At 70.9% G+C, this 19,605-nt stretch carries 17 protein-coding genes and 1 tRNA gene; 14 read left to right on the top strand and 4 right to left on the bottom strand.

Going from position 1 to position 19,605, the window contains the following annotated elements:
• The first annotated feature begins 120 nt into the window (after window positions 1-120).
• From AC3RX1_RS00245 to AC3RX1_RS00225, 5 genes are all read left to right on the top strand, one after another.
• Window positions 121-954 (top strand): DUF3097 family protein, encoded by an 834-nt coding sequence (locus AC3RX1_RS00245; RefSeq protein WP_491499222.1) that lies wholly within the window; start codon window positions 121-123, stop codon window positions 952-954.
• A 106-nt stretch (window positions 955-1,060) separates the two neighbouring features.
• Entirely contained in the window at window positions 1,061-1,786 is a 726-nt protein-coding gene (gene trmB, locus AC3RX1_RS00240) for a tRNA (guanosine(46)-N7)-methyltransferase TrmB (RefSeq protein WP_491499221.1), read from the top strand.
• Window positions 1,787-1,828: 42 nt separating this feature from the next.
• Window positions 1,829-1,901, top strand: a tRNA-Arg gene (locus AC3RX1_RS00235).
• A 143-nt stretch (window positions 1,902-2,044) separates the two neighbouring features.
• Window positions 2,045-2,632, top strand: a complete 588-nt coding sequence (locus tag AC3RX1_RS00230; protein ID WP_491499220.1) for a PadR family transcriptional regulator — start codon at window positions 2,045-2,047, stop codon at window positions 2,630-2,632.
• A 109-nt stretch (window positions 2,633-2,741) separates the two neighbouring features.
• On the top strand, window positions 2,742-4,382 hold the full coding sequence (locus tag AC3RX1_RS00225; RefSeq protein WP_491499611.1) for an ABC1 kinase family protein: 1,641 nt from the start codon (window positions 2,742-2,744) through the stop codon (window positions 4,380-4,382).
• A 1-nt stretch (window position 4,383) separates the two neighbouring features.
• Here the strand turns inward: AC3RX1_RS00225 and AC3RX1_RS00220 are convergent, their stop codons facing one another.
• Window positions 4,384-4,947 (bottom strand): NADPH-dependent FMN reductase, encoded by a 564-nt coding sequence (locus tag AC3RX1_RS00220; RefSeq protein WP_491499219.1) that lies wholly within the window; start codon window positions 4,945-4,947, stop codon window positions 4,384-4,386.
• 79 nt (window positions 4,948-5,026) lie between these two features.
• On the opposite strand from AC3RX1_RS00220, the gene argS reads away from it, so the two are divergent.
• The 9 genes from argS to AC3RX1_RS00175 all read left to right on the top strand — a co-directional run bounded on the left by argS (window position 5,027) and on the right by AC3RX1_RS00175 (window position 17,397).
• Window positions 5,027-6,691 carry an arginine--tRNA ligase gene (gene argS / locus AC3RX1_RS00215; RefSeq protein ID WP_491499218.1) on the top strand — a complete coding sequence of 555 codons (1,665 nt, stop codon included), beginning with the start codon at window positions 5,027-5,029 and terminating at the stop codon, window positions 6,689-6,691.
• Window positions 6,692-6,730: 39 nt separating this feature from the next.
• Window positions 6,731-7,789 (top strand): LmeA family phospholipid-binding protein, encoded by a 1,059-nt coding sequence (locus AC3RX1_RS00210; protein WP_491499217.1) that lies wholly within the window; start codon window positions 6,731-6,733, stop codon window positions 7,787-7,789.
• A gap of 156 nt (window positions 7,790-7,945) precedes the next feature.
• Window positions 7,946-9,367 (top strand): diaminopimelate decarboxylase, encoded by a 1,422-nt coding sequence (lysA, locus tag AC3RX1_RS00205; protein ID WP_491499610.1) that lies wholly within the window; start codon window positions 7,946-7,948, stop codon window positions 9,365-9,367.
• Window positions 9,364-10,680 carry a homoserine dehydrogenase gene (locus AC3RX1_RS00200; protein ID WP_491499216.1) on the top strand — a complete coding sequence of 439 codons (1,317 nt, stop codon included), beginning with the start codon at window positions 9,364-9,366 and terminating at the stop codon, window positions 10,678-10,680. Before lysA ends, AC3RX1_RS00200 begins: the two co-directional genes overlap by 4 nt.
• A 1-nt stretch (window position 10,681) precedes the next feature.
• Window positions 10,682-11,770, top strand: coding sequence for a threonine synthase (thrC, locus tag AC3RX1_RS00195; protein ID WP_491499215.1), 1,089 nt, complete (start codon window positions 10,682-10,684; stop codon window positions 11,768-11,770).
• Window positions 11,767-12,735: a homoserine kinase gene (thrB, locus tag AC3RX1_RS00190; protein WP_491499214.1), complete on the top strand. Its 969-nt coding sequence runs from the start codon at window positions 11,767-11,769 to the stop codon at window positions 12,733-12,735. Before thrC ends, thrB begins: the two co-directional genes overlap by 4 nt.
• A 184-nt stretch (window positions 12,736-12,919) precedes the next feature.
• Complete coding sequence (gene rho / locus AC3RX1_RS00185) at window positions 12,920-15,091, top strand: transcription termination factor Rho (protein WP_491499213.1); 2,172 nt, start codon at window positions 12,920-12,922, stop codon at window positions 15,089-15,091.
• A 22-nt stretch (window positions 15,092-15,113) separates the two neighbouring features.
• A complete protein-coding gene (prfA, locus tag AC3RX1_RS00180; RefSeq protein ID WP_491499609.1) occupies window positions 15,114-16,193 on the top strand; it encodes a peptide chain release factor 1 in 1,080 nt (359 codons plus the stop codon).
• Window positions 16,194-16,830: 637 nt separating this feature from the next.
• On the top strand, window positions 16,831-17,397 hold the full coding sequence (locus AC3RX1_RS00175; RefSeq protein WP_491499212.1) for an endonuclease domain-containing protein: 567 nt from the start codon (window positions 16,831-16,833) through the stop codon (window positions 17,395-17,397).
• Between the two features lie 136 nt (window positions 17,398-17,533).
• Here the strand turns inward: AC3RX1_RS00175 and epsC are convergent, their stop codons facing one another.
• The 3 genes from epsC to AC3RX1_RS00160 form a co-directional block, all read right to left on the bottom strand.
• The gene (epsC, locus tag AC3RX1_RS00170) at window positions 17,534-18,103 is read right to left on the bottom strand and encodes a serine O-acetyltransferase EpsC (RefSeq protein ID WP_491499211.1); all 570 of its coding nucleotides are present in this window, start codon (window positions 18,101-18,103) and stop codon (window positions 17,534-17,536) included.
• A gap of 1 nt (window position 18,104) precedes the next feature.
• Window positions 18,105-19,043, bottom strand: coding sequence for a cysteine synthase A (gene cysK, locus AC3RX1_RS00165; protein WP_491499210.1), 939 nt, complete (start codon window positions 19,041-19,043; stop codon window positions 18,105-18,107).
• Between the two features lie 191 nt (window positions 19,044-19,234).
• Complete coding sequence (locus tag AC3RX1_RS00160; RefSeq protein ID WP_491499209.1) at window positions 19,235-19,591, bottom strand: histone-like nucleoid-structuring protein Lsr2; 357 nt, start codon at window positions 19,589-19,591, stop codon at window positions 19,235-19,237.
• Between the last annotated feature and the right edge of the window lie 14 nt (window positions 19,592-19,605).

Genomic DNA, 19,605 nt, shown 5'->3' with positions numbered 1-19,605 from the left:
TCGGCGGGCGCCAAAGCCCTTCCCGTGAGTCTATTCAGCGCGGCCGACGCTGGGTACCCGGCGCGTCACGCGGCTGAGGGGGCCGCGCCGACGGGTAGGATCGCCCCTTCGGGAGGCGGCATGGAAGACCGATACGGCACCGATGTGCTGGCAGCGGGATGGCGCGACCGGCACCGCCGCGAGCTCGCCCGCGTGCCGGCCGAGCGCGACACGGTGATCGAGGTGGCCGAGGACGGCTTCTGCGGAGCTGTCACGTCGTGCGCGGGGGGCCTTGTCGAGCTCGAGGACCGCAAGGGCCGCCGCCGGATGTTCTCGCTCGGGCCGGGGTTCCTCGTCGACGGCGAGCCGGTGATCCTCGTGGCGCCGAGCGCCAGGCCCGCGACCGGGCCGAAGCGCACCGCATCCGGTTCCTTCGCCGCCGACGACGCTCGGGCGCGGGTGGCCCGTGCGAGCCGGATCTTCGTGGAGGGGCGGCACGATGCCGAACTCGTCGAGAAGGTGTGGGGCGACGACCTCCGCGCCGAGGGCGTCGTCGTGGAGTACCTGCAGGGCGTGGATCTGCTCGAGGCGGTGCTGCGCGACGATCCGCCGTCGGCGTCGCGGCGCTACGGAGTGCTGGTCGACCACCTCGTGCCCGGGTCGAAGGAGGCGCGCATCGCGCAGCAGATCGAGCGCGGTCCGCACGGCGCGCATCTGCGAATCGTGGGGCACCCCTTCGTCGATGTGTGGCAGTGCGTGACGCCGGCGGCGCTCGGCGTCCCCGCGTGGCCGACGGTGCCGCGGGGGATCGAGTGGAAGGTCGGCATCTGCCGGGCGTTCGGGTGGCCGGCGCGCGACCAGGCCGACATCGCGCGGGCGTGGCAGCACATCCTCTCGAAGGTTCGCACGTACCGCGACCTCGAACCGGCGCTGCTCGGACGGGTCGAGGAGCTCATCGACTTCGTGACGGTCTGACGCGCGTTCGGGGCGCGTGCCTGCGTGTGGGGCGCGTTCTTGCGCGTCGATCCGCAGAAACGCGCCCCACATCGGCCGGACGCCACGGCGCGGCTACCCTTGGGAGGTGCCCGAGAACGACCAGCCCCGCACCTTCCGTGACAAGCCCGTCTCGTTCGTCCGGCGCAGCGGCCGGATGTCCGACGCGCAGGAGCGCGCGTGGACCGAGCTCGCCGGGCGGTACGTCATCGAGGTGCCGCGGGATGTGGCCTCCACGAGTGTGGCGCGCGACGCGAGAATCGACCCGGCCGCCGTCTGGGGGCGACAGGCGCCGCTCGTCGTCGAGATCGGCTCGGGGCAGGGGCATGCGATCGTGTACGCGGCGTCGACGCATCCCGGTCTCGACTTCCTCGCCGTCGAGGTGTTCAAGGCCGGGCTCGCGCGAACGATGCGGGATGCGGATGCCGCCGGAGTGGGGAATCTGCGTCTCGTCGAAGCCAACGCCCCGGAGGTGCTGGAGCATCTGCTGCCGGCAGGCTCGGTCGACGAGCTGTGGGTGTTCTTCCCCGATCCGTGGCACAAGAAGCGGCACACGAAGCGGCGGCTGGTGACGGAGGAGTTCGCCCGGATCGCGCATGCCGCTCTGCGCCCGGGCGGGATGCTGCGGCTCGCGACCGACTGGGAGGATTACGCGCTGCAGATGGTCGAGGTGATGGACGCCGCGGCAGGGTTCCGCCGTGCGTTCGAGGGAGAGTGGGCGCCGCGCTTCGACGGCCGCGTCATGACGGCGTTCGAGCGGAAGGGCATCGCCAAGGGGCGGGACATCCGCGACCTCGCATACGAGCGGGTGTGATGTCTGAGATGTCTTCCGCTCACTGATAGTCTTACTCGGTACGCCTCCGTAGCTCAGGGGATAGAGCGTTGGTTTCCGGTACCAAAGGTCGCAGGTTCGATTCCTGTCGGGGGCACGAGAATCCGAAGAGGGCCGATCCGTCAGGGTCGGCCTTCTTCGCGTCTGCAGGCGGAACTCACCCCTGTCCAAACTGGTCGTAACGATATATCGTTATATATCGTCAGGACCCGATCGGGGCCCTTCGTCAAGGAGGTCGACATGAACGGTTCACAGTCAAGCGGCGGCGAGAGCGGGCACGGCGGCGGGTTCGGCGGATTCGCCTCCCAGGCCTTCGGCGGCGGGCGCCCGGGTGCCGGGCTCTTCGAAGCCTTCGATCAGCTGCGCTCGATGTTCGAGCAGCGCGTGAACACGCGGATGTCGCGGGGCGACGTGCGCGCGGCGGTGCTCGCGCTCCTCGCCGAGCAGCCGATGCACGGCTACCAGATCATCACCGAGATCGAACAGCGCAGCGGCGGGATGTGGAAGCCCAGCGCGGGCTCCGTCTATCCGACGCTGCAGCTCCTCGCCGACGAGGGCCTCATCGAGGCCGCCGAGGCGAACGGCCGGAAGACCTATTCGCTCACCGAAGCCGGCCGCGCCGAGGTCGGCGACGCCGACCGGGCCGCACCGTGGGAGGCGTTCGGCTCGGGACGCGGCCCCATGGGTGCGCTGCCCAAGGCCGGCATCGACCTCGCTCAGGCCGCCGCCCAGGTGCAGCGCACCGGCACGAAGGAGCAGATCGGCGCCGCCGTCGCGGCGCTCGACGACGCACGCCGTCGCCTCTACGCGATCCTTGCGGGAGACTGAACGGGTGACGCATGCGACCGGCGGGGACCCGCACGCCTCGCCCGCCGTGCACCGTGATCCGCACGACCGGCCGGCGCCGCTTGCGGGCTCTGCCCGGTACCGCCGCATCATGCGGTTCGCGATGCGCTACATCGCGCAGATGTGGTGGTACGAACTCGTCCTGCCCCGCACCGGGTTCGCCCGGGTCGCCGACCGCACGCGCACCGACCGCCTGATCACCCTCGCGCGGCAGTTCCACGCGCTCGCGGTCGAGCTCGGCGGCCTCATGATCAAGGTCGGCCAGTTCCTCTCGTCGCGTCTGGACGTGCTGCCGCCCGAGATCACGTCGGAGCTCGCCGGGCTCCAGGACGAGGTGCCCCCCGAGGCGTTCCCCGCGATCAAGCGGCTCGCCGAGGACGAACTCGGCATGCCGCTGCACCGTGCCTTCGCCTCCTTCGACGAGGTGCCCGTGGCTGCCGCATCCCTCGGCCAGGCCCACCGCGCGACGCTCCCGCCCGCGCTCGCCGACGACGCGGGGTTCACCGACGTCGTCGTGAAGGTGCAACGGCCCGGCATCGAGGCGATCGTCCACATCGACCTGTCGGCGCTGCGCCGCGTCGCACGCATCCTCAGTCGCGTGCGCGTCGTCGCCGAGCACGTCGACCTGCCCGGGCTCGTCGAGGAGTTCGCCCGCTCGTGCCGCGAAGAGATCGACTACCTGCATGAAGCGGCGAACGCGGAGCGGTTCGCGGCGGATTTCGACGGCGATCCCGGCGTGCGCACTCCCCGGATCGCGTGGGAGCGCACGACCCGCCGGGTGCTGACGCTCTCCGACGTCACCGCGATCAAGATCACCGACATCGCGGGCCTGCGCGCGGCGGGCGTCGACCCCGCCGAGGTGGCCCAGCGTTTCGCGCAGGTGATGTTCATCCAGCTGTTCGAGAACGGGTACTTCCACGCCGACCCCCACCCGGGCAACATGTTCGTCACGCCGGCGATCGATGGGGGCGCCGCCGGATGGCGCCTCACGTTCATCGACTTCGGGATGATGGGCCAGGTCGACGACACGCTCCGCGCGGGCCTGCGGCGCCTCCTCATCGCCGTCGCCGCGCGCGACGGCGAGGGACTGATCGCGGACATCCGCGAGGTCGGCGTGCTGCTGCCGTCAGCCGACACCGTCGAGCTGGAACGCGCGATGTCGCAGCTGTTCGCACGGTTCGGCGGCATGGGCTTCGCCCAGCTGCGCGAGCTCGACCCGCGCGAGTTCCGCGAGTTCGGCGAGGAGTTCGGCTCGGTCGTGCGCTCGCTGCCGTTCCAGCTGCCGGAGAACTTCCTCTTCGTCATCCGTTCGATGTCGCTGACGTCGGGGGTGTGCAGCACACTCGACCCGGAGTTCAACATCTGGGAGGCCGTGGAGCCGTTCGCCGCGCGGCTGCTGCGCGCCGAGAGCGGCAGGGCCGCGAAGGCGCTCGCCGGTCAGGCCCTGGAGGTCGCGGCGGCCGCGGTGCGGCTGCCGCAGCGGTTCGACGGACTCGTCTCGCGCATCGAGCAGGGGCGCGTCACGGTGTCGACGCCGGCGATCGACCGTCGCCTCGCGCGTCTCGAGCGCCTCGTGCGGCGCGCCGTGTCGGCCGTGCTGTTCGCCGGCCTTCTCGTGGGCGGGGCGCTGCTGCTCCCGCTGAACGAGCCGTTGGGCATCGTCGTGATGTCGGTCTCGGCCATCCCGCTCGTGCATGCCGTGCTCGCCGGCCGGTTCGGCCGCCGCGACTGAGTCAGCGGCGCAGCGGTCGCAGCACGCCGTCGAGCTCGGCGATCTCGTCGAGCATCGTCGCGAGGGTTCGCTCCTGGCTGTCGCGGGGCACGAAATCGCCCTCGTCGTCGATCTGCTGGGCCGCCCAGGCGAGCTCCACGTTCACCGTCGTGGGCGAGAGTCCGAGCACGAGCTCGGTGGGACGGATCGCAGTGGTGCCGCGTGTGCCGCCCGAGATCCCGCCGTAGCTCACCGTGCCGACGGCCTTGCGCCGCCACTCGCGGTGCAGGTAGTCGAGCGCGTTCTTCAGGCTCGGCGCGAAGCTGTAGTTGTACTCAGGCTGCACGAAGACGAATGCATCCGCGGCCTCGACCCGCGCACTCCACGCCTTCGTGTGCTCCTTCGTGTACTCGTGCAGCTTCGGGTGGTTCGGCTCGTCCATGAGGGGCAGACCGATCTGCTTGAGGTCGGCCCAGTCCACCTCGAACCTGTCGTCGCGCTCGACCGCCGATCGCACCCACTGGGCGATCGGCAGGCCGATGCGTCCCTCTCGGATGCTGGCGACGACGATCATGAGTCGGATCATGTGAATTCCCTCCCGCCTCCATTCAACCCCTCCGGGCGTCCAGGTCACGCGCGGGGTGTCCCCGTAGAATCGAAGGTCTATGGATCCCGAAGCCCTCTCCTCAGCCCTCCTCGACGTCATCCGTCCGCTCGCCGAGGCGCGCCGACCCGAGTCGACGGCGGGGCTGACTGCGGCCGACTTGCCGCTCGAGCGGCCCAAGAACCGGGATCACGGCGACTGGGCCTCGAACGCCGCCCTCAAGCTCGCCAAGAAGGTCGGGGTGAACCCGCGCGAGCTCGCGGCCGACATCGCCGCGGGGCTCGGTGAGATCGACGGCATCGCGTCGGTCGAGGTCGCCGGCCCGGGGTTCATCAACATTCGCCTGGATGCGGCGGCCGCCGGCTCTCTCGCGAAGACGATCGTCGAGGCCGGCGCCGCCTACGGCACCGGCGATTCCCGTCGGGGCGAGGTCATCAACCTCGAGTTCGTGAGCGCGAACCCGACCGGCCCGATCCATCTCGCCGGGGCGCGCTGGGCGGCCGTCGGCGATGCTCTCGCGCGCATCCTCGCCTCGCAGGGCGCTCAGGTCACGCGGGAGTACTACTTCAACGACCACGGCGCGCAGATCGACCGGTTCGCGCGGAGTCTCGTCGCCGCCCACGAGGGGCGTCCGACGCCGGAGGACGGCTATGGCGGCGCCTACATCTCCGACATCGCCCGTCGGGTGGCGCTCGCCTACACCGGCGACATCGACGCCCTCGAGCCCGGCGCCAAGCAGGAGGCGTTCCGCGAGATCGGCGTCGGGTTCATGTTCGACGAGATCAAGCAGAGCCTGCACGAGTTCGGCGTCGACTTCGACGTGTACTTCCACGAGAACAACCTGCACTCCGGCGGCGCCGTCGATCGCGCGATCGCCCGTCTGCGGGAGCTCGGGCACATCTTCGAGCAGGACGGCGCGACGTGGCTGCGGTCCACCGAGTTCGGCGACGACAAGGACCGCGTGCTCATCAAGAGCGACGGCAACGCCGCCTACTTCTCCGGCGATCTCGCCTACTACCTCGACAAGCGCGAACGCGGCTTCAACCGCTGCGTCATCATGCTGGGCGCCGACCATCACGGGTACGTGCGACGGATGATGGCGATGACGGCAGCGTTCGGCGACGAGCCCGGGGTGAACCTCCAGATCCTCATCGGGCAGATGGTGAACCTCGTCAAGGACGGGCAGCCGGTGCGGATGTCCAAGCGCGCGGGCACCGTCGTCACGCTCGAAGACCTCGTGGAGATCGTCGGGAAGGATGCCGCGCGGTACGCGCTCGCCCGCAGCTCCGCCGATTCGAACCTCGACGTCGACCTCGACGTGCTGCGCAAGCGCACGAACGACAATCCGGTGTTCTACGTGCAGTACGCGCACGCCCGCACGCACAACGTCGCACGCAACGCGGCGGACGCCGGCGTCGACCGCAGCGCCTTCGCACCCGAGACGCTCACGCACGAGACCGAGGCGGCGCTCCTCGGCGCGCTGCAGGAGTTCCCCCGCATCGTCGCGTTCGCCGCCGAGGTGCGTGAGCCGCACCGCATCGCGCGCTACCTCGAGGAGCTCGCCGGCCTCTACCACCGGTGGTACGACAACTGCCGCGTGATCCCGCTCGGCGACGACGCGATCGAAGACGTGCACCGCACGCGCCTGTGGCTGAACGACGCGATGGGACAGGTGCTGCGCAACGGCCTCACACTGCTCGGAGTGAGCGCCCCCGAACGCATGTAGCACCGCGCGCATGCCGGAGACGAGACAGGGAGACGGGTGATGGTCGACAGCGGCCCGCAGGAACCGACCGAGCCGATCGGCGTTCCCCCGAAGCCGCCCCTGCCGGCGACGCAGGCATGGCAGGCGGCGCAGGAGACGCAGCCCATCGAGGCGGCGCAGCCGACCGAGCCGGTGCAGGCGGCGCAACCGACCGCGCCAGCGCCCGTCGAGCCGGAGGCGACGACTCTCCCGCTGCCGATCCAGCCCGACGCACCCGCTCAGCCGGCCACCGACGCATACGCGCCGCACCAGGAGTACACGCCCCAGCCGCAGTACGCCCGGGCACCGGCCCCACGCCGCAAGCGACGGGGCACCGGCGTCATCATCACGCTGAGCGTGCTCGTGGTGCTGGTCGCGCTCGGCGTGGTCGGCTGGTTCGCCGGCAACGCCTGGGCGAAGCAGACGGTCATCGAGACCGCGCAGCAGCAGACACGGCAGGCGCTCGGCCTCGATGCGGGCGCGCGCGTCGACGTCAGCATCGACGAACCCGTGCTTCCCCAGGTGATCGGCGGTTCCCTGACCCGGCTCGACATCGCCGTCCCCGACGCGCCGCTCGGCTCGACGCGGGGCGATCTCGCCCTGCATGCGACGGGCGTCCCGACCAGCGGCAACGGTACGGCGTCCTCGGCGGAGGCGACGGTCAGCATCGCGCCCGACCAGATCCCGAAGCTCGTCGGCGACATCGGCAACACGGTGCCGGGAACCCTGCACGTCACCGGCGACAACGTCGCGGTGAGCCTGAACCCGGCGCAGTTCCTCTCCGGGGTGTCGTTCACGCTCACCCTGCACCCGAGCGCGAAGGATGGGAAGCTCGTGCTCACGCCGGTCGCGTTCACCGTCGGCGGTGCCGAGATGTCGGCCGACATCATCCGGGAGCGCTTCGGCACACTCGCCCCGGGGATCCTCGCCCCGCGCGACGTGTGCGTGGCCGACAAGTTCCCGAAGGGACTGACGCTGGAGGGGATCGCGGTCGACAAGTCAGCCGTCACCGCCTCGTTCACCGTCGACCCGCACATCACACGGGACGCGTCGCTGCAGAAGCCCGGAACGTGCGGCTGAGCCGCCGTCCGTCACGTCGCGCGGCGGCCGCGCGACCGTGCCATAGACTTCTGGGAACCCCCGGAGCATGGGCGGTTCCCGGCCGCCCACGCGCGGCGTGAACGCACGTCCCGTCCCGAAACACCGCGCCGAAGCATCCACTGATTGGTCCGATCCTTGTCCGCCTCGCCCTCCCATCCCGACGCCGCGCTCGTGCTCAGCCCCCCGGATGACGCGAACGCGCTCGACGCGAAGATCTGGCCCGCCTCGGCCGAGCGCGACGACGACGGCCAGCTGCTGATCGGCGGGGTCGGCGTGCAGGACCTCCGCGAGCGGTACGGCACGCCCCTGTACGTCCTCGATGAGGACGAAGTGCGTGCGCACGCGCGCCGCACCGTCGCCGCGTTCGCCGCCGCCGCGCGCGCCCACGGCATCACGACCCGCGTGTACTACGCCGGAAAGGCGTTCCTGTGCACCGAAGTCGTGCGCTGGGTGACCGACGAGGGCATGAACGTCGACGTCTGCAGCGGGGGCGAGCTCGCGTTGGCGCTCGCAGCCGGTGCCGACCCGGCACGCATCGGCTTCCACGGCAACAACAAGAGCACCGCCGAGATCGAGCAGGCCGTCGTCGCCGGCGTCGGCTCGATCATCGTCGACAGCCTCATCGAGATCGAGCGGATCGCCGCCATCGCCGACCGCCTCGGGGCCGTGCAGCCGGTGCTCATCCGCGTCAACACCGGCGTGCACGCAGAGACCCACGATTTCCTCGCGACGGCGCATGAGGACCAGAAGTTCGGCATCGCGATGGAGGATGCGCCGGCCGCCGCCGCGCGCATCCGCGAGGTCGCCGCCCTCGAGCTGCGCGGCCTGCACTGCCACATCGGATCGCAGATCTTCGGCGTCGCCGGGTTCGCCGAATCCGCCGCGCGCCTCGTCGACCTGCACGCACGGCTGGCGGAGAAGGGGGAGCTTCCCCTGCTCAACCTCGGCGGCGGCTTCGGCATCGCCTACACCGGTGCGGACGATCCGAGCCCGATCGAGGAGCTCGCGAGCGGCATCGTCGACGCCGTGTGGCGCGAGTGCGATGTGCGCGGCATCCCGATGCCCGACCTCGCGTTCGAGCCCGGACGCGCGATCGTCGGGCAGGCGGGCGTCACGCTGTACGAGGTCGGCACGACCAAGCCAGTCACGATCCACGACGGCTCCGGCGCCGAGCGGCAGCGCCTCTACGTCAGCGTCGACGGCGGCATGAGCGACAACGCCCGGCCGGCGCTGTACGGTGCGCAGTACTCCGCCCGCATCGCATCGCGCACCTCCGACGCCGATCCCGCCCTCGTGCGGGTGGTCGGCAAGCACTGCGAGTCGGGCGACATCGTCGTCGACCACGAGTTCCTGCCGGAGGATGTCGCGCCCGGCGACCTGCTCGCGGTGCCCGCCACGGGCGCCTACTGCTACGCCCTGTCGAGCAACTACAACCACGTCCCGCGCCCCGCGGTGGTCGCCGTGACGAACGGCGCCGCGCGCGTGATCGTGCGCGGCGAGACGATCGCCGACCTCCTCGCACGGGACGCCGGCATCGCACGAGAAGGGAACGCATGACCGATTACCGTCGCCTGCGCGTCGCGCTCCTGGGAGCCGGCGCCGTCGGATCCCAGGTCGCCGATCTGCTGCTCACCCACGCCGACGAGCTCTCCGACCGATCGGGGGCCCACCTGGAGCTGGCGGGCATCGCCGTGCGCGACGTCGACGCACCCCGCGACGCGGAGCTGCCGCGCGAGCTGCTGACCAGCGACGCCGAGACGCTCATCGTCGGCAGCGACATCGTGATCGAGGTCATGGGCGGCATCGAGCCGGCCCGCACCCACATTCTGCAGGCGCTGAACTCCGGCGCCGACGTCGTGACCGCCAACAAGGCCCTGCTCGCGACGCACGGACCGGAGATCTTCGACACCGCCGACCAGGTGGGCGCCACCGTCTCCTACGAGGCGGCCGTCGCCGGCGCGATCCCCATCATCCGTCCCCTGCGCGACTCGCTCGCCGGCGATCGCGTGCACCGCATCGTCGGCATCGTCAACGGCACGACGAACTACATCCTCGACCGGATGGACAACGAGGGCGCCGAGATGGCCGAGGTGCTCGCCGACGCCCAGCGGCTCGGCTACGCCGAGGCCGATCCGACAGCCGACATCGAAGGCTACGACGCCGCGCAGAAGGCAGCGATCCTCGCGAGCCTCGCCTTCCACACCACGGTGCCGCTCGACGCAGTCCACCGCGAGGGCATCACGGGCGTCACGAAGCAGATGATGGATGCCGCGCGGCACGCCGGCTACGTCATCAAGCTCGTCGCCGTGTGCGAGCGACTGAACGGTCGCACGGGTCGGGCGTCCGAGGCCATCTCCGTGCGGGTGTACCCGGCGCTCATCCGCCGCGACCACCCGCTGGCGAGCGTGCACGGCGTGAACAACGCGGTGTTCGTGCAGGCGGAGGCGGCCGGCAACCTCATGTTCTACGGCGCCGGGGCCGGCGGGGTGCAGACCGCATCCGCCGTGCTCGGCGACGTCGTCTCGGCCGCGCGGCGTCACATCGCCGGCGGCGTGGGAGTGGGCGAATCGACGCGGGCGAACCTGCCCACAGTCGACATCGGCCAGGTGATCACGCGGTATCAGATCTCGCTCGAGGTGGACGACCGCCCAGGCGTGCTGGCGCGGGTCGCCGGCATCCTGTCCGACGGACGGGTGTCGATCGCGACGATCGAGCAGACGGTCCCGGATGCCGCCGAGTCCGGCTCGGCCCGCATCGTGATCGGAACGCACAAGGCTTTGGAGCAGGACCTCAGCGAGACGGTCGCCCGGCTCGCCGACGACGTCGTGGTCGAACGCGTCGTCTCGGTCCTGCGTGTAGAAGGAGACTGACATGGCACATGTCTGGCGCGGAGTCCTCCGCGAATTCGCCGACCGGCTCGGCGTCACCGAGAACTCGACGATCGTCACGCTGGGGGAGGGCGGCACGCCGCTGATCCCCGCGCCCGCGCTGTCGCGCCGCACCGGCGCCGACGTGTGGGTGAAGTTCGAGGGGATGAACCCCACCGGCTCGTTCAAGGACCGGGGCATGACGGTCGCGCTCTCGCGCGCCGTCGAGCAGGGCGCGAAGGCCGTCGTCTGCGCCTCGACCGGCAACACCTCGGCCTCCGCCGCCGCGTACGCGGCGCACGCCGGCATCACCGCCGCGGTGCTGGTGCCGGAGGGGAAGATCGCGATGGGCAAGCTCAGCCAGGCCGTGATCCACGGCGGCCGGCTCATCCAGGTGCGCGGGAACTTCGACGACTGCCTCGAGATCGCGCGGGAGCTCGCGGATTCCTATCCCGTGCACCTCGTGAACTCGGTGAACCCCGACCGCATCGAGGGCCAGAAGACGGCCGCCTACGAAGTGGTCGAGCAGCTCGGCGACGCGCCCGACTTCCACTTCATCCCGGTGGGCAACGCCGGCAACTACACCGCCTACAGCCGCGGCTACCGCGAGGAGGCGGCGCGCGGCGTCGCGACCCGCGTGCCCCGCATGTTCGGTTTCCAGGCCGAGGGATCGGCGCCGATCGTTCGCGGTGAGGTGGTCCGCCACCCCGAGACGGTGGCCACCGCCATCCGCATCGGCAACCCCGCGTCGTGGCACCTCGCGCTGGAGGCGCGCGATGCCACGAACGGCTGGTTCGGGGCCATCGACGACGCGCGCATCCTGGCGGCGCAGAAGATGCTCGCCGGCGAGGTCGGAGTCTTCGTCGAGCCGGGCTCCGCGATCAGCGTCGCGGGGCTCCTCGACCGCGCCGAGGCCGGCGCGATCCCGGCCGGCTCGCGCGTCGTGCTGACGGTCACCGGGCACGGGCTCAAGGACCCGCAGTGGGCCCTGCGCAACGCCGACGGCACCGATGTGACGCCCACAGTCGTCGACGCCGACACGCGCACCGTCGCCGAGGTGCTCGACCTCAGCCCCGCGGAGGCGACCGCGTGAGCCCAGCACCGTCGGTGGCGCCGGGTCGCGCCGTCGCGGTGCGGGTGCCCGCCACCACCGCGAACCTGGGCCCCGGCTTCGACACTCTCGGTCTCGCGCTGAGCGTGTACGACGAGCTCGTCGTGCGGTCGCTTCCGGCCGGCGAGCTGCAGATCGATGTCACGGGGGCAGGCAGCGATCAGGTGCCGCGCGACGCGTCGAACCTGGTGGTGCGCGCGATGGCGTACGCGTTCGAGGCCGTGGGCAGACGGATGCCGGGCATCGCGCTGTCCACCCGCATCGTGATCCCGCACGGGCGGGGCATGGGCTCGTCGGGCGCGGCGGTGGTCGCGGGGCTCCTCGCGGCCCAGGGACTCCTGGCGGGCGACGTGGAGTTCGGGCCCTCGCTGCTGCTGCGGCTGGCGACAGAGCTCGAGGGGCACCCCGACAACGTCGCGCCGGCGCTGTTCGGCGGCCTGACGATCGCGTGGGTCGACGATCACGGGCCGCAGCACAAGAAGCTCCTCGTCCATCGCGGCGTCGCTCCGCTCGTGTTCGTGCCCGAGTTCACGATGGCCACGAATGTGGCACGCACTCTCGCACCGCTGCAGGTGCCGCGCGAGGACGCCGTGTTCAACGTGTCGCGCTCGGCGCTTCTGATCGCGGCCCTCATGCAGAGCCCCGAGCTGCTGCTGGCCGCCACCGACGACAAGCTGCACCAGAACTACCGCGCGCAGGCGATGCCCGAGACCGACCGGCTCGTGCGCGCGCTGCGGGCGGAGGGGTTCGCCGCGGTGCTGTCCGGCTCCGGCCCGAGCGTGCTGGTCCTCGCCGACGGACCGGGGCGGCGCCTGGAGGCGGCGCGGCTTGCGGCATCCGTCACCGACACACCCTGGGAGGCGCTGATGCTCGCCGTCGACGTCAGGGGTGGTACAGTGAGGGACTATACGGAGGAACCTTCGCAGCCCGCGTCGTCCGCGACATAGGGCCACGAGAATCCCATCCTCCTTCGCATTCTGCGAACACCCGCACTGACCCCGCACGCCGGCTGTACACCGGTCGGGCCTGTCGGCCCGCGCCCGGTCCTCATCCGACCCAAGGGTCTCGCGGCGCGTCCTTCGATCGCGCCGGCTGCGGTCATGCATATCCACTTTTCACAAGGGAGAACTCGTGGAGTCAATCTCCGAGATCCACACCACCGACGCTGCCGCCGACGGTCGCACCGATGCGGCCCCGAGCGCGGAGGCGGCACCGAACACTGCGCAGAACGCTGCACAGACGGATGCGTCACCGCGCGGCGCCGAGACGCTGATCGACGTTCCCGCGGAGGAGGCGCCCGCCAAGACGCCGCGCAAGCGTGCGCCGCGCCGCGCCAAGACCGAGGTCGTCACGCCGGAGACCGCTGCCGCGACCGACGCGCCGCGCGAGTCCGCCTCGGCTGACGCCGCACCGACGGGCGAGGCCGCACAGGCGGGCGCGGCCGAGGCCGACACCGCCGAGGCTCCGAAGAAGGCGGCCGCGCGCCGCCGCACGGCGACCAAGAAGAAGGCCGACGAGTCCGGCGAGAGCGCCTCGAACGACGCCGCCCAGAGCGACGCCGCGAACGGTGCCGAGAGCGCCGGCGGGGCCGAGAACGCCGAGTCCGGCCAGGCCGCCGAGGCCGAGGCGCCCGCGCAGAAGTCCGGACGGGGCCGCCGGTCGGTCAAGGCGGCCAACGCCGAGGACGCGGCTCCCGCGGCCGACAGCACGCAGGAGCAGGGTGGCCAGGCATCCGCCGAGCAGGGGGACAAGGCGCGCGCCGAGCAGGGCGAGAAGCCCCGCGGCCAGCAGGCTGAGAAGCCCCGCGGCGAGCAGGGTGAGAAGCCCCGCGGCGAGCAGGGTGAGAAGCCCCGCGGCGAGCAGGGTGAGAAGACGGTCAAGAGCGAGAGCGACCGGGCCGACAAGGCGCAGGGCGACGACCAGGGCGAGGGCGGCGAGCAGTCCGGCCGTGGCCGCAACCGCAACCGGAGCCGCAACCGCAACCGCAACGGGAACGGCAACGGCCAGCAGGGCGGCTCCGACAGCGATGACGACCAGTCGGGCTCTGCGAACCGCAACCGCCAGCGCGGCAAGCGCCGCGGGCAGAACGGCGACGAGTTCGAGACGGAGATCAGCGAGGACGACGTCCTCATCCCGATCGCCGGCATCCTCGACGTGCTCGACAACTACGCGTTCGTGCGCACCACCGGCTACCTTCCCGGCGCGACCGACGTGTACGTCTCCCTCGGCCAGGTGAAGAAGTACAACCTGCGCAAGGGCGACGCCATCGTCGGCGCGATCAAGCAGCCGCGCGAGGGCGAGCAGTCGAGCCGCCAGAAGTACCACGCGCTCGTCAAGGTCGACTCCGTCAACGGCCTCTCGGTCGATGATGCCGCGACCCGCGTCGAGTTCGGCAAGCTCACCCCGCTGTACCCGCAGGAGCGCCTGCGCCTGGAGACGGCACCCGAGAAGCTCACGCAGCGCATCATCGACCTCGTCGCACCGATCGGCAAGGGCCAGCGCGGTCTCATCGTCGCACCGCCGAAGGCCGGCAAGACGATCGTGCTGCAGCAGATCGCGAACGCGATCGCGCAGAACAACCCCGAGGTGCACCTCATGGTCGTGCTCGTCGACGAGCGGCCGGAAGAGGTCACCGACATGCAGCGCACCGTGAAGGGCGAGGTCATCGCCTCGACCTTCGACCGCCCCGCCGAGGACCACACGACGGTCGCCGAGCTCGCCATCGAGCGGGCGAAGCGCCTCGTCGAGCTGGGCCGCGACGTCGTCGTGCTGCTCGACTCGATCACGCGACTCGGTCGTGCGTACAACGTGTCGGCCCCGACCAGCGGCCGCGTGCTCACCGGCGGCGTCGACGCATCCGCTCTCTACCCGCCCAAGCGCTTCTTCGGCGCCGCGCGCAACATCGAGAACGGCGGATCGCTCACGATCCTTGCGACCGCGCTCGTGGAGACCGGTTCGAAGATGGACGAGGTGATCTTCGAGGAGTTCAAGGGCACCGGCAACAGCGAGCTGCGCCTGAACCGCCAGCTCGCCGACAAGCGCATCTTCCCGGCGGTCGACGTCAACGCGTCGTCGACGCGCCGCGAGGAGATGCTGCTGAGCCCCGACGAGGTGAAGATCACCTGGAAGCTGCGTCGCGCCCTCGCGGGCCTCGACCCGCAGCAGGCGCTGGAGGTCGTCCTGGGCAAGCTGAAGGAGACGACGTCGAACGTCGAGTTCCTCGTGCAGATGCAGAAGTCGATCCCCGCGCCCACCGCGCACGGCGGCGGCCACAGCCACGGGCACGAGAACAGCATCCGCTGATCACGCCGTGTCCCAGCCCGCCATCTTCGACTCCGTGCGGGGTCTGATCGAAGAGCACAAGGCCGTCCAGGCCGAGCTCTCCGACCCGGCCGTGCACGCCGACGCCGCGCGCGCGAAGCGCGTGAACCGGCGCTACGCGGAGTTGTCGAAGATCGTCGCGGCGTACGAGACATGGCGGAGCGCCCAGGACGATCTCGAGGCCGCGCGAGAGCTGGCGGGGGAGGACGAGGCGTTCGCCGCCGAGGTCCCCGAGCTCGAGGAGCAGGCGGCCGCAGCCCAGGAGCGGCTGCGGCGCCTGCTCATCCCACGCGACCCCGACGACGCCCGTGACGTGATCATGGAGATCAAGGCGGGGGAGGGCGGCGCCGAGTCGGCCCTGTTCGCGGCCGACCTGCTGCGCATGTATCTGCAGTACGCCGCCTCGCAGGGCTGGAGGACCGAGCTGCTCGAGCGCAACGAGTCAGACCTCGGCGGCTTCAAGGACGTCCAGGTGGCGATCAAGGGATCGTCCACCGACCCGGCGCAGGGGGTCTGGGCGCACCTGAAGTACGAGGGCGGCGTGCACCGCGTGCAGCGCGTGCCGGCGACCGAGTCGCAGGGGCGCATCCACACCTCGACGACCGGAGTGCTGGTGTTTCCCGAGGTGGACGAGCCCGACGAGATCGAGATCAACCCGAACGACCTGAAGATCGACGTGTACCGGTCGTCCGGGCCCGGCGGTCAGTCGGTGAACACGACCGACTCCGCCGTGCGGATCACGCACGTCCCGACGGGGATCGTGGTCTCGATGCAGAACGAGAAGAGCCAGCTGCAGAACCGCGAGGCGGGGATGCGCGTGCTGCGCGCGCGGCTGCTCGCGCGACAGCAGGAGGAGCTCGCGGCCGCGGCATCCGACGCCCGGCACTCGCAGATCCGCGGGATGGACCGCTCCGAGCGCATCCGCACGTACAACTTCCCCGAGAACCGGATCGCCGACCACCGCACCGGTTACAAGGCCTACAACCTCGACCAGGTGATGGACGGCGCGCTCGCCCCGATCATCGAGTCGTGCATCTCCGCCGACGAGGAGGCCCGCCTGGCCGCCCTCGCCGACGAGTCCTGACCCGCCACGGCGCCGGTGTACCCGCGCGCGTTCGGACGTTCCCGTGCGCGTGCGGACCATTCACCTGTCGCAAATCGACCTTCATTTCGGCCTGGAAGGTCGATTTGCGACAGGGGAACGGTTCATCGGCGCCTCCACAGGTGGATAACTTCCGGGGCGCGGTTCGTGAACAGGACAGGGTGGGGGGATGTCGCGAATCGACCTCCCCGACGAGCTCGGCCCGGTGTTCCGTACGCGTGATGCACGCCGCATCGGAATCGGCGAGGGCCGGCTTCGTGCGGGCGACCTCGAGCGCCCCTTCCACGGTGTGCGTGCCGTCGCCGAGCGCGAGGAGCCGGAGGAGCTTGACGGTCCCGCTACGCCGGAGGAGGAGAGCGGGCCGAGCATCCGGCTTGCGCGGAACCAGCGGCGTCGGATTCTCCGTGCCGTACGTCGGTACACCCCGAGGATGACGAGACACGAGTTCTTCAGTCATTCCACGGCGGCCGTCATCTGGGGCGTCCCCCTTCCGCTCGCGGTTCTTCTGGACGACGAGCTCCACGTCTCGGTCCTTGCGCCCGTGCGGGCAGGACGTGCGGCGGGAGTGCACGGTCATGAGGCGCAGCCGGCGCTCACCCGCGTGGTGCAGCATCCGGTGATGCGCGTCGCGGTGACATCGCCCGCCACGACGTGGGCGATGCTCGGCGCCCAGCTTCGGCATCCCTACGACATCGTTGCGGCAGCAGATCACCTCGTGCGCGTTCCGCGGATGCCTGGCGAGTTCGACAAACCGATGCCGCCCGCTATCGCGACGATGCGTGAACTGGAGGCGGCACTGTTCGCGGGCCGCCGTGTGGGCAAACCGCTCCTGCGCACGGCGTTGCCGTTGGCGAGGCAAGGTTCCTCGTCGCGCCCCGAGACGTGGACCCGGCTGATCATCATCGATGCCGGCCTGCCCGAACCGGTGCTCGACCACGATGTCTACGCTTCGGACGGCAGCTTCATCGGATGCGTCGACCTGGCCTATCCGGAGTTGAAGATCGCGATCGAATATGAGGGCGATCATCACCGCACCGACACCGAGACGTGGAATCGCGACATCCTCAAGCACGATCGGCTCGCCGCGGAGGGATGGCGGGTGATCCGCGTGACCCGCGACATGGTCTTCGCGCACCCCGAGACGCTCGCCGCGCGGGTCCGCGAGGCGATACGTACCCGCGGGTAGTCGCGGTCCGGCACCGCCGCGATCGGACCCGCCCCTCTTGCACCGCGGGCACCGTCCCCGCGCAGACCCGTTCGCCTGTCGCAAATCGACCCTCCGTATCGGCGGGCAGGTCGATTTGCGACAGGTGAGCGGTCCCTCAGATGTAGTACTCGGGGGCGGTGAGCACGGCGCGAGTGTCTTCGCCGGGGCGACGGGTGCGCGGCTTCGCCGGCACTCCGACGAGGATGCTGTCGGCCGGCGCGTCCTTCGTCACGACGGCGTTCGCGCCGATCACGCTTCCGGCGCCGATCGTGATCGGGCCGAGAACCTTCGCTCCCGCCCCGATGGCGACGCGGTCCCCGATCGTGGGATGCCGCTTGCCGCCGCCGCGCTGCCGTCCGCCGAGCGTCACGCCATGGTAGATCAGCACGTCGTCGCCCACTTCAACCGTCTCGCCGATCACGACGCCGGCGCCGTGATCGATGAACAGCCGCCGGCCGATCACCGCGCCGGGGTGGATCTCGATCCCGGTGAGCGCACGCGTCAGCTGCGAACCGGCGCGCGCGAGGAACCGCGCGCGCCGGACCCACAGGACATGCCAGGCGCGGTGCGCCCACACGGCGTGGAGCCCGGGGTAGAGCAGCGCGATCTCGATCGCACTGCGTGCCGCCGGGTCGCGCAGACGCGCGGCGGCGACATCCTCTCGGAACCGGCTGACGAACGACATCTCAGTCTTCGCGCAGGTCCTCGAACAGCGCGGTGCTGAGGTAGCGCTCACCCGTGTCGGGGACGATGACGACGATCTTCTTGCCGGCGTTCTCCGGCCGCGCGGCGACCTCGAGGGCCGCCCAGACCGCGGCGCCCGACGACATGCCGGCGAGGATCCCCTCGTGGGTCGCGAGCTTGCGGGCGGTGGCGAGGGCGTCGTCGAACTCCACGGTCACGACCTCGTCGTACACCTCGGTGTCGAGCACCGGCGGCACGAAGTTCGGACCGATGCCCTGGATCTTCGCCGGCCCTGCCTGCCCGGTGCTCAGCAGCGGCGAGGCAGAGGGCTCGACTGCGATGACGGCCACGTCCGGCTTGCGCTCCTTGAGCACCTGTCCGACGCCGGTGATCGTGCCGCCGGTCCCGACCCCGGCGACGAAGATGTCGATGTCGCCGTCGGTGTCGCGCCAGATCTCCTCGGCCGTGGTCTTGCGGTGGATCGCGGCGTTCGCGGGACTGGAGAACTGCTCGGCGAGGATGGCGCCCGGCGTGTCGGCGACGATCTGCTCCGCCTCGGCCAGAGCGCCCTTCATCCCCTTCGTCGGATCCGTGAGCACGATCTCGGCGCCGAACGCCTTCAGCAGCACGCGACGCTCCTTCGACATCGACGCGGGCATCGTGAGGATGACGCGGTACCCGCGCGCCGCGCCGACCAGGGCGAGCGCGATGCCGGTGTTGCCGCTCGTGGACTCGACGATCGTGCCGCCGGGCTGCAGGGCGCCGGACTCCTCGGCCGCGTCGACCAGGGCGATCCCCAGACGATCCTTGACGCTCGATCCGGGGTTGAAGTACTCGAGCTTCGCGTACACCGTCGCGTCGAGCCCGTCGGTGAGGCGGTTCAGTCGGACGAGCGGCGTGTCGCCGAATGCTGACGTGATGTCGTTGTGGATGCCGGGCATCGGGGTGCCTTTCGGATCGGGACGGTGCGGCTCAGCCTAGAGGGGCGCATGACGACGCGCCTGTGAAGTGCCGTCATATTGCGACACCGGCGGCTGCCGGGCGCGACGCCGCGGCTGCGGCCGGCGGCGGAGCGTCGCCTGTCACACGCGAGAGGAGGCGCCGCCGATCGGCGGGCGCCTCCTCCGTGGAATCAATGCGCGGCGTCGTAAGCCTCGAGAACCGCGGCCGGAACCCGGCCCCGCTCCGAGACGGGGTAGCCGTTCTCGGCGGCCCAGGCGCGGATCGGTCCGTAATCGCGCTGACCGGCGCGCTGGCGCCCGGCGCCGCGGCCCGCCGAGCCGCCACGCCGTGCGCGCTGGCCGGATACGGCGCGTGCCGCGTCGACGTACTTCGACAGCGCGTCGCGAAGTTCTTCCGCGTGCGATTCGGTGAGGTCGATCTCATAAGCGACGCCGTCGAGAGAGAAGAGGACTGTCTGCCCTTCTCCGGCTTCGAGAACAGTGCCGTCGAGGTCGTCGACGAGCTGGTGAACGATTTTGCGAGCCATAGCGGCGACTTTAT

Source organism: Microbacterium altimontanum, from assembly GCF_058349865.2.
The sequence above is the reverse complement of the archived record's forward strand: the minus strand, read 5'-3'. Positions and strand labels throughout refer to the sequence as shown.

Excerpts from the sequence above, each read along its gene's own strand:
- epsC (WP_491499211.1), bottom strand. The coding sequence starts at position 18,103 with ATGTCGTTCGTCAGCCGGTTCCGAGAGGATGTCGCCGCCGCGCGTCTG.
- AC3RX1_RS00225 (WP_491499611.1), top strand. The coding sequence starts at position 2,742 with ATGCGGTTCGCGATGCGCTACATCGCGCAGATGTGGTGGTACGAACTC.
- argS (WP_491499218.1), top strand. The coding sequence starts at position 5,027 with ATGGATCCCGAAGCCCTCTCCTCAGCCCTCCTCGACGTCATCCGTCCG.
- AC3RX1_RS00160 (WP_491499209.1), bottom strand. The coding sequence starts at position 19,591 with ATGGCTCGCAAAATCGTTCACCAGCTCGTCGACGACCTCGACGGCACT.
- AC3RX1_RS00175 (WP_491499212.1), top strand. The coding sequence starts at position 16,831 with ATGCGCGTCGCGGTGACATCGCCCGCCACGACGTGGGCGATGCTCGGC.
- AC3RX1_RS00245 (WP_491499222.1), top strand. The coding sequence starts at position 121 with ATGGAAGACCGATACGGCACCGATGTGCTGGCAGCGGGATGGCGCGAC.
- cysK (WP_491499210.1), bottom strand. The coding sequence starts at position 19,043 with ATGCCCGGCATCCACAACGACATCACGTCAGCATTCGGCGACACGCCG.
- AC3RX1_RS00220 (WP_491499219.1), bottom strand. The coding sequence starts at position 4,947 with ATGATCCGACTCATGATCGTCGTCGCCAGCATCCGAGAGGGACGCATC.
- AC3RX1_RS00230 (WP_491499220.1), top strand. The coding sequence starts at position 2,045 with ATGAACGGTTCACAGTCAAGCGGCGGCGAGAGCGGGCACGGCGGCGGG.
- AC3RX1_RS00210 (WP_491499217.1), top strand. The coding sequence starts at position 6,731 with ATGGTCGACAGCGGCCCGCAGGAACCGACCGAGCCGATCGGCGTTCCC.
- thrC (WP_491499215.1), top strand. The coding sequence starts at position 10,682 with ATGGCACATGTCTGGCGCGGAGTCCTCCGCGAATTCGCCGACCGGCTC.
- AC3RX1_RS00200 (WP_491499216.1), top strand. The coding sequence starts at position 9,364 with ATGACCGATTACCGTCGCCTGCGCGTCGCGCTCCTGGGAGCCGGCGCC.